This window comes from Streptomyces sp. W16, assembly GCF_033194735.1.
Classification (GTDB): Bacteria; Actinomycetota; Actinomycetes; order Streptomycetales; family Streptomycetaceae; genus Streptomyces.
In genome coordinates this window covers 1-6134 of sequence record NZ_JAWOAI010000550.1, presented here as the reverse complement: position 1 = coordinate 6134, position 6134 = coordinate 1, and the positions used below count along the sequence as shown (strand labels likewise).

Genomic DNA, 6134 nt, shown 5'->3' with positions numbered 1-6134 from the left:
CGGCACGCAGGTGCGCGCCGAAACGGCCGTACGCCCCGAAGGTCTCGCGGGACCTCTGGCGGCCCTGCGCGCCGAAACGGCCGTACGACCTCGCCGGGCCCTTTTCAGAGGCGGGGCGGAGGTCGCGGGGGCGGAGGACGAGTGCCACCGCGAGGGAGGCGATCACCGGGACGAGGGACAGGAGGGTCAACGCGGCGGGCAGGGGCAGGGGCTGGTCCGAGGCCAGGAACTCCGCCGCCGCTCCGTCGAAGGGCATGCCGGTGAGGTCGCCGCGGAGGTGGAGGAAGAAGAGCAGGGCCAGCATGGAGCCGAGGGTGCAGGCCAGCGCGGTCGTGGTCGCCGAGATCGCCATCAGGCGGCCGGGGCCGATGGCGGAGAGGCCGGGGCGGGGTTTTGTCGCCGGGTCGGTGCGGGCGACGGCCACCGCGAAGTACACGGTGGCGGCCAGCGGGGTCGCGCACCAGCCGAGACGGAGGGCCGAGGCGGCGGGGGAGTCGGGGTGGCCGATCGCGTAGCCGAGGGTGCAGAGGAGGAGGAAGCCCGTGCCCGCCGAGGCCACCGCGACCAGCAGGCGGCGCAGTTGGACGGCGGGGTGCGAGCCGCGGGTCAGACGGAGAGCGAGCACGCGGCCCGGCCTTCCGTCTCGGTGACGGGGGGAAGGTGGACCGTGTTCACCCGGCGTCCGTCGAGCAGCGACACCGTTCGGTCCGCGAGGGCCGCGGTCTCCGCCTCGTGGGTCGCGAGGACGACCGTGATGCCGTGCGAGCGGGCGGCCGTCGTGAGCGTGCGCAGGACCTGGGCGCGGTCCGCGCGGTACAGCGGGGCCGTCGGCTCGTCGGCGAACAGGACCGTCGGTGCCGGGGCCAGCGCGCGGGCGATCGAGACGCGTTGGCGCTCCGCCTGACGCAGCTCGTGCGGGCGTTTGCGGGCGTGGTCGCCGATGTCGAGGCGGTCCAGCCACTCCAGGGCGGCGGTCTTGGCACGCCGGCGGCTGGTGCCGCGCAACATGAGGGGGAGGGCCGCGTTCTCCCAGACGTTCAGCTCCGGGACGAGCACGGGCGCCGGGTCGATCCAGCCGAAGCGGTCGCGGCGCAGCCGTTCCCGGGTCATCGGGCCCATGGTGTGCACGGGCACGCTGTTGAACCAGACCTCGCCGCGGCCCGGGCGCTGCAGACCGGAGAGGCAGCGCAGCAGGGTCGTCTTGCCGCTGCCGCGCGGGCCCATGACGGCGAGGATCTCGCCCTCCCGGACACCGAGCGAGACGCCGCTGAGCGCGGGCGTTCCGTCGTGGTGCTGGAAGTGCAGGGCACGTGCCCAGAGCACGTCGTTGTCCGGCGGGGCCACCATGCGCGTACACCTCGTTCTGATCCGTTTTCCGTACCGCGTCCCCCTTGCGGGGGAACGAGGACGGGGCCGATCGGTTACCAGGCACGCTAAGGAGGATGGGGACGTGACCCCGGACAGCACACGGCCCGGGGTGCACCCTTCTCACTCGCATGGGTGCACCCCGGGCCGTATAAACCGCTGAATCGCCGAAGGCTAGAGCTTCGTCCAGGCCTCCGTCAGCACCTGGCGGACGATGCCCTCGATCTCGTCGAAGGTCGACTGGTCGGAGATCAGCGGCGGCGACAGCTGGATGACCGGGTCACCGCGGTCGTCGGCGCGGCAGTAGAGGCCGTACTCGAAGAGCTTCTTGGAGACGAAGCCGTAGAGCACGCGCTCCGACTCCTCGTCCGTGAAGGTCTCCTTGGTGGCCTTGTCCTTGACGAGCTCGATGCCGTAGAAGAAGCCGTTGCCGCGGACGTCGCCGACGATCGGGAGGTCGTGCAGCTTCTGCAGGGTCTGCAGGAAGTTGGCCTCGTTGTCGAGGACGTGCTGGTTGAGGCCCTCGCGCTCGAAGATGTCGAGGTTGGCGAGGCCGACCGCCGCGGAGACCGGGTGGCCGCCGAAGGTGTAGCCGTGCAGGAAGGTGTTGTCGCCCTTGTAGAACGGCTCGGCCAGGCGGTCGGAGATGATGCAGGCGCCGATCGGGGAGTAGCCCGAGGTCATGCCCTTGGCGCAGGTGATCATGTCCGGGACGTAGTCGAACTTGTCGCAGGCGAACATCGTGCCCAGGCGGCCGAACGCGCAGATGACCTCGTCGGAGACCAGGAGTACGTCGTACTGGTCGCAGATCTCGCGCACGCGCTGGAAGTAGCCGGGCGGGGGCGGGAAGCAGCCGCCGGCGTTCTGCACCGGCTCCAGGAAGACCGCGGCGACCGTCTCGGGGCCCTCGAAGAGGATCTCCTGCTCGATCTGGTCGGCGGCCCAGCGGCCGTACGCCTCCGGGTCGTCGCCGTGGATCGGGGCGCGGTAGATGTTGGTGTTGGGGACCTTGTGCGCGCCCGGGACGAGCGGCTCGAAGGGGGCCTTCAGAGCCGGCAGACCGGTGATGGACAGGGCGCCCTGCGGGGTGCCGTGATAGGCGACCGCGCGGGAGATGACCTTGTACTTGGTGGGCTTGCCGACGAGCTTGAAGTACTGCTTGGCGAGCTTCCAGGCGGTCTCGACCGCCTCGCCGCCGCCGGTGGTGAAGAAGACCTTGTTCAGGTCGCCCGGCGCGTAGTTGGCCAGACGCTCCGCCAGTTCCACGGCCTTCGGGTGGGCGTACGACCAGATGGGGAAGAACGCCAGTTCCTTCGCCTGCTTGGCGGCGGTCTCGGCCAGCTCGGCGCGGCCGTGACCGGCCTGGACCACGAACAGACCCGCGAGACCGTCGAGGTAGCGCTTGCCCTTGTCGTCGTAGATGTAGGTGCCCTCACCACGGACGATCGTGGGAACGGGCGCGTTCTCGTACGAGGACATGCGGGTGAAGTGCATCCACAGGTGGTCGTACGCGGTGCGGCTGAGGTCCTTGCTCACGGTTATCGGGTTCCCCACATGTAGGTCTGCTTCTTGAGCTTCAGATAAACGAAGCTCTCGGTGGAGCGCACCCCGGGCAGCGCCCGAATGCGTTTGTTGATGACGTCCAGCAGGTGGTCGTCGTCCTCGCAGACGATCTCGGCGAGGAGGTCGTACGAGCCCGCGGTCATCACCACGTACTCCACTTCCGGCATGGCCGTCAGCGCGTCCGCCACGTTCTCGGCATCGCCCTCGACGTTGACACCGACCATCGCCTGTCTGCGGAAGCCCACGGTGAGCGGGTCCGTGACGGCGACGATCTGCATGACGCCCTGGTCGAGCAGCTTCTGGACGCGCTGGCGCACGGCCGCCTCGGAGAGGCCCACGGCCTTGCCGATCGCGGCGTACGGCCGGCGGCCGTCCTCCTGGAGCTGTTCGATGATGGCGAGGGAGACGGAATCCAGATGCGGAGTCCCGTTCCTGGACTCGCGGGAGTCCCTGTGTTCTGCGCTACGACTGGCCACGGCTTCACTGTGCACGACGTCTCGACCGTTCCGCAAGGCCGCTTCGATGAAATTCGTTGTTTACGTGGCCGAGACTTGCGGATTTCGTAGTCTTGATGCGATCAGGGGTGTTGAAAACGTGGGCCGGGCGATTAGGGTGGGTGTCTCAGTGATTGGACACCTGAACTTGGAGGGCCGGCAGTGAGCACCGAGCTGCGTCGTCTGCGCAATTACATCGACGGTGAGTTCCGGGACGCCGCCGACGGACGGACCACCGAGGTGGTCAACCCGGCGACCGGCGAGGCGTACGCGACCGCGCCCCTGTCCGGGGCGGCGGACGTGGACGCCGCGATGGCGGCTGCCGCGGCGGCCTTCCCGGCCTGGCGGGACGAGACCCCGGCCAAGCGGCAGAAGTTCCTGCTGGACATCGCCAGCGCGTTCGAGGAGCGCGCGGAGGAGCTGATCGCGGCCGAGGTGGAGAACACCGGCAAGCCGATCGGGCTCACCCGCTCCGAGGAAATCCCGCCGATGGTCGACCAGATCCGCTTCTTCGCGGGCGCCGCCCGGATGCTGGAGGGCCGCTCGGCGGGCGAGTACATGGAGGGCATGACCTCCATCGTCCGGCGTGAGCCGATCGGCGTCTGCGCGCAGGTCGCGCCCTGGAACTACCCGATGATGATGGCGGTTTGGAAGTTCGCCCCCGCGCTCGCGGCCGGCAACACGGTCGTCCTCAAGCCCTCGGACACCACCCCCGCCTCCACCGTCCTGATCGCCGAGATCCTCGGCTCGATCCTCCCCAAGGGTGTCTTCAACGTCGTCACCGGCGACCGCGACACCGGCCGCCTGATGGTCGAGCACCACACCCCGGCGATGGCCTCCATCACCGGTTCGGTGCGGGCCGGCATGTCGGTCGCCGAGTCCGCGTCCAAGGACCTCAAGCGGGTCCACCTGGAGCTGGGCGGCAAGGCCCCGGTCGTGGTCTTCGAGGACACCGACATCGCCAAGGCCGTCGAGGACATCTCGGTCGCGGGCTTCTTCAACGCGGGCCAGGACTGTACGGCGGCGACGCGCGTCCTGGTCCAGGAGGGCATCCACGACGAGTTCGTGGCGGCGCTCGCGAAGGCGGCGGCCGAGACGAAGACCGGCCAGCCGGACGACGAGGACGTGCTCTACGGCCCGCTCAACAACCCCAACCAGCTCAAGCAGGTGACCGGCTTCATCGAGCGGCTGCCCGCGCACGCCAAGGTGGAGTCGGGCGGCCACCGGGTCGGTGAGGTCGGCTACTTCTACGCGCCGACCGTCGTCTCGGGTCTGAAGCAGGACGACGAGATCATCCAGAACGAGGTCTTCGGGCCGGTCATCACCGTCCAGTCCTTCACGGACGAGGCGCAGGCCATCGAGTGGGCCAACGGCGTCGACTACGCGCTGGCCTCCTCGGTCTGGACGAAGGACCACGCCCGTGCGATGCGGCTGTCGAAGGCGCTGGACTTCGGCTGTGTGTGGATCAACACCCACATCCCGCTGGTCGCGGAGATGCCGCACGGCGGATTCAAGAAGTCCGGCTACGGCAAGGACCTTTCGGCGTACGGCTTCGAGGACTACACGCGGATCAAGCACGTGATGACGTCGCTGGGCGAGTAGCCGAAACGAGTGCAAGTGCGCGGCCCCGGACGGGAGTTGATCCGTCCGGGGCCGCGCTGTTCCCCCTCTTGTTCCCCCTCCGCAGTGGTCAGGCGTGCTCTCAGGCGTCCTTGAAGACGCTGGTCAGCGAGGGCAGTTCGGACGTGACCTTCCCGGGCTTGCCGGACTTCCCGGGCTCGGTGAGCCGGGTGACGCCGCCCTCTCCCTTGCCCGGGGCCGGCCGTGACGGCGGCGCCGGCAGGTCGCCCGGGTTCGGGAAGGAGATGCCGGTCTTCTTCAGGATGGGGCCGCAGGCGCTGATGGCCTTCTTGTAGCCGGACGACGTCGGGTCGAGCCCCGGTCCGCCCTTGCCGTTGATGTTCACGCGCAGCATCACGCCGCCGTCCGAGCCCTTGGACGCGTGGAAGCCGGGGAAGACCGACTGCCCCTGTGCGCGCATGCACTTGGCGAAGCGCGGGTTCGCCGCGTTGAGGTCGCCCGGGGCGTTCGAGGTCGGCGTGTACTCGACCGCGAAGGGGACGCCCTTGCCGGACCCGGACTCCTTGCCGCCCTGGCCCTTCTGCTTGACGAGGGTCTTGCCGACGACCGTCCCGTGGGACCCGGAGTTCGTCGCGTGGGACGCGGGCGCCGCCGAGGCGGTGACGGTGCCGAGCGCGGCGGCCGACAGTACGGCGATCCCGAGGGCGAGCCGCTGCGGCTTGGTCGCCAGTGGACGCATGATTCCTCCTGCTGTGTGCGGGTGTCGCTGGACGGGCCCCACCCAACCGCCCGGACGGTTACAGCGACGGAACGGCCGCCCTTATACCCGTGTAACCGCCCGCCCGGCACACTGACGGCCATGCGTGTGCTGGTGGTCGAGGACCACGAAGAACTCGCCGAGACGGTGGCGGCCGGACTGCGCCGCGAGGGCATGGCGGTCGACCTCGCGCTCGACGGTCCTACGGCCCTGGAGCGCGCGGAGATCAACGGCTACGACGTCGTCGTACTCGACCGCGATCTGCCCGGCGTCCACGGCGACCAGGTGTGCCGGACGCTCGCCGCCGGGGGCAGCCGGGCGCGGGTGCTGATGCTCACCGCGTCCGGGACCGTCGCCGACCGGGTCGCCGGGCT

6 protein-coding genes and 1 pseudogene are annotated in these 6134 nt (G+C 69.7%); 2 read left to right on the top strand and 5 right to left on the bottom strand.

Features of this window, described 5'->3' with window-relative positions; translation table 11 throughout:
* From R6V09_RS43400 to R6V09_RS43385, 4 genes and pseudogenes are all read right to left on the bottom strand, one after another.
* A pseudogene (locus R6V09_RS43400) lies at nt 1-625 on the bottom strand (hypothetical protein); the annotation flags it as partial.
* A complete protein-coding gene (locus R6V09_RS43395; RefSeq protein ID WP_317886990.1) occupies nt 607-1347 on the bottom strand; it encodes an ABC transporter ATP-binding protein in 741 nt (246 codons plus the stop codon). The pseudogene R6V09_RS43400 and the gene R6V09_RS43395, both read right to left, overlap by 19 nt.
* A gap of 192 nt (nt 1348-1539) precedes the next feature.
* The gene (locus tag R6V09_RS43390; RefSeq protein ID WP_317886989.1) at nt 1540-2919 is read right to left on the bottom strand and encodes an aspartate aminotransferase family protein; all 1380 of its coding nucleotides are present in this window, start codon (nt 2917-2919) and stop codon (nt 1540-1542) included.
* Complete coding sequence (locus tag R6V09_RS43385) at nt 2904-3419, bottom strand: Lrp/AsnC family transcriptional regulator (RefSeq protein WP_317886988.1); 516 nt, start codon at nt 3417-3419, stop codon at nt 2904-2906. The genes R6V09_RS43390 and R6V09_RS43385 overlap by 16 nt, the downstream gene beginning before the upstream one ends.
* A 165-nt stretch (nt 3420-3584) precedes the next feature.
* Here R6V09_RS43385 and R6V09_RS43380 point away from each other — a divergent pair, with 165 nt between their 5' ends.
* Nucleotides 3585-5024 (top strand): gamma-aminobutyraldehyde dehydrogenase, encoded by a 1440-nt coding sequence (locus R6V09_RS43380; RefSeq protein ID WP_317886987.1) that lies wholly within the window; start codon nt 3585-3587, stop codon nt 5022-5024.
* A 100-nt stretch (nt 5025-5124) separates the two neighbouring features.
* Here the strand turns inward: R6V09_RS43380 and R6V09_RS43375 are convergent, their stop codons facing one another.
* On the bottom strand, nt 5125-5742 hold the full coding sequence (locus R6V09_RS43375; protein ID WP_317886986.1) for a hypothetical protein: 618 nt from the start codon (nt 5740-5742) through the stop codon (nt 5125-5127).
* A gap of 120 nt (nt 5743-5862) precedes the next feature.
* On the opposite strand from R6V09_RS43375, the gene R6V09_RS43370 reads away from it, so the two are divergent.
* A partial coding sequence (locus tag R6V09_RS43370) for a response regulator (protein WP_317886985.1) occupies nt 5863-6134 on the top strand: 272 nt, incomplete at its 3' end.